Source organism: Paraburkholderia sp. RL17-373-BIF-A, assembly GCF_046030175.1.
Taxonomy (GTDB): domain Bacteria; phylum Pseudomonadota; class Gammaproteobacteria; order Burkholderiales; family Burkholderiaceae; genus Paraburkholderia.
In genome coordinates, this window is the sequence record NZ_JARESO010000207.1 from 1 (window position 1) to 2,300 (window position 2,300).

Below are 2,300 nucleotides of genomic sequence, written 5' to 3' on the forward strand. Positions count from 1 at the left end.
CAGCAAGTGAGCTGGTTACGATAATATCGCCGGTCCGTCTGGCTATCATGTGTGGCAGGACATCGTGAATGTTTTTCATCACCACGTTCACGTTGAGATTCAGCATGCGGTCAATCGCTGCCGTATCCGCGTCCACGAGGTCGCCGCCGACATAAGTGCCGGCGTTGGCGTGCAGGATATCGATTTGCCCCGCGATTTCTAGCACGCGTGGCACGAGCGTTGAGCAAGCCGTCGGGTCGAGCAAATCTACGACTAGCGGAATCGCCGCGTCGCCGTGTTGCCTGCAAATTGCCGTCAGTGCAGCATCATCGCGGTCGACGAGCACAACGCGGGCACCTGCCGCCAATAATGCCTCTGTGCTGGCCAGCCCAATGCCTGAAGCAGCGCCAGTGACAACCGCGACCTTGCCCTTCAGCTCTCCTGCCATTTCCTCATCCTCCTGGTTGGCGGTCACCGCGCACTTGCTCCGGTGGCAATCTTCCTAGGCAGCCTATCGCCCGCTGAGCCCGTGGGCGACATCGAATGCGGCTTCCCCTTCACAAAAGCTTGTGCCGGCAGGTACACCATTCGCGCTGCTATTGGCGTCAGCGTCAATAGACCAATACAAACGTCGTAAATGAACAAATGTTCACTGCATGATCAAATAATCGAATATGGTTGGCATCTCTGTCAAGGCGATTTCAAGAAGGAAAACCCCGATGGCCGGCGAGCGAACGGCGTTCACCAACCCGACACTCACGGTGCGCTCGATTAAACGCGAGACCCGCCGACTCCTGCGTTCGCGCGGCATGCCCCTCCACCAGCACAACACCTCCGCTGGGTGCCGACCCAACCGGACAGTGAGTTCCCGGGAGCTTGCATGAAATCAGGGGCAACCGCGTTTCCTACGGCCTTGACGGCAACGCCGCCCGGCAACCCTCGTCCCGCCTACGTTCGGTCAGACGGGAGATGAGTCGACAGGTCGCCTGAGAGCAGGACGTCGAGCCCTTCGAGCGGGCCTCGGTTCCCGCATTCCAGCATTGCGGCAGCGAGTCGCGAGTTGCACTAGTCGAAAGCTGTCGATTCCAAGTCTCGCCCCTTGAGCGATGTTGACTCGGTGTGCAACCCGCTGTTATCGCGTCGGTGCCAGCTCACAACGTGGCCTACACGCCATGCCCGACAGCGCGTAGAACGCCACTACAGTCGTGACGAGAGCCTTCGTACTACTGGCCGTTTTCCCTTGAGCCGCCCGGTCCACCGTTGACGTCGCTGTTCGCGCCGCTACGCGTGCCCCTGTTCAGACCATTGGTCTTGCCGCTATTGGAACGCTCCGTCGCAGGATTACTGCGCGCCGCGCGGTCGCCACTACCCGTGACGTCGGGAGACCCGTAGCCCGTCTCGTTCGGGGGCTGCATCGAACCGGCGCCGACGTCGGGTGTCGGGAGCCCGCCAGCGGCGCCGCCGGCTTGTGCGTATGTAATTGGCGAGAGTGCCATCACGAGAGTCGAAGCGAAAAACGTCCTGGTTATATGTTTCATGGCTCACCTCCATGCAAGCGTGTGCCGCTCACATGAATAGGTGCCGCAAGGGACGTGCCTTGTGTCAGTAAATGCCTTGAAGTTTGCCGGCGCCAGAGGGCTGGTGCTCTGCGCGCCCGGCAACATGCTTGCCCGCACTCGCTACGTCAAGTACAGAGGGCCGCTGTCCGTGGTTTGCTATGCACTGTTCGCGTCACAATCCTGAGCCATCTTTGTCGTCGGCCCCGGCCGCACATGTCTGGTTCCGTCCTCGCCGCTTCGCCGCATATAGCGCACTATCCGCGGTCGCAACCAGGCTAAGGCTGGCTCCGCCACTGTCCACTTGTTGCGCCGCCACTCCGCAACTGACAGTGACAATACCGGCGGCGGAAGCGACATGTGGAATCTGGAGACTTTCAACGGCCTGCCGGATGCGCTCGGAAACTACGCGCGCTCCGTCCGGGTCCGTTTCCTTCAGAATCAATGAAAACTCATCCCCACCGTAGCGCGCGACTGTGTCTCCAGGACGTTTCACCGAGTATGCAATAGCTTGCGCTATTGCGCGCACACATTCATCGTCAGCCTGATGACCGTATCGGTCGTTGTAGCTCTTGTATCCGTCGATATCGACCATGACAATCCCGACAAAACTGCGGCCTTCTTTCCAGAACTCCGGCTGCGATTGAAGTGCCAGTTCGCGGTCGAAGTACCGACGGTTAAAAACGCCGGTATAGAGTCGGTTGTTGACCTCAGTGACATCCGCGAGGGCGGGCCAAACGATTGGCCGCTGCACCTCCCGCCAGG

At 60.0% G+C, this 2,300-nt stretch carries 3 protein-coding genes; all 3 read right to left on the minus strand.

Annotated features, from left to right (window positions below; translation table 11 throughout):
* Nucleotides 1–427: SDR family oxidoreductase (locus P0D80_RS49625; protein ID WP_408295944.1), on the minus strand; the 427-nt coding region annotated here is incomplete at its 3' end.
* Between the two features lie 775 nt (nucleotides 428–1,202).
* Nucleotides 1,203–1,517, minus strand: coding sequence for a hypothetical protein (locus P0D80_RS49630; RefSeq protein WP_408295939.1), 315 nt, complete (start codon nucleotides 1,515–1,517; stop codon nucleotides 1,203–1,205).
* 193 nt (nucleotides 1,518–1,710) lie between these two features.
* The coding region (locus P0D80_RS49635) for a diguanylate cyclase (RefSeq protein ID WP_408295941.1) at nucleotides 1,711–2,300 on the minus strand (590 nt) is incomplete at its 5' end.

What these genes read in the sequence shown, in the direction of transcription:
- P0D80_RS49630 (WP_408295939.1), bottom strand. Translation starts at nt 1,517, where the DNA reads ATGAAACATATAACCAGGACGTTTTTCGCTTCGACTCTCGTGATGGCA.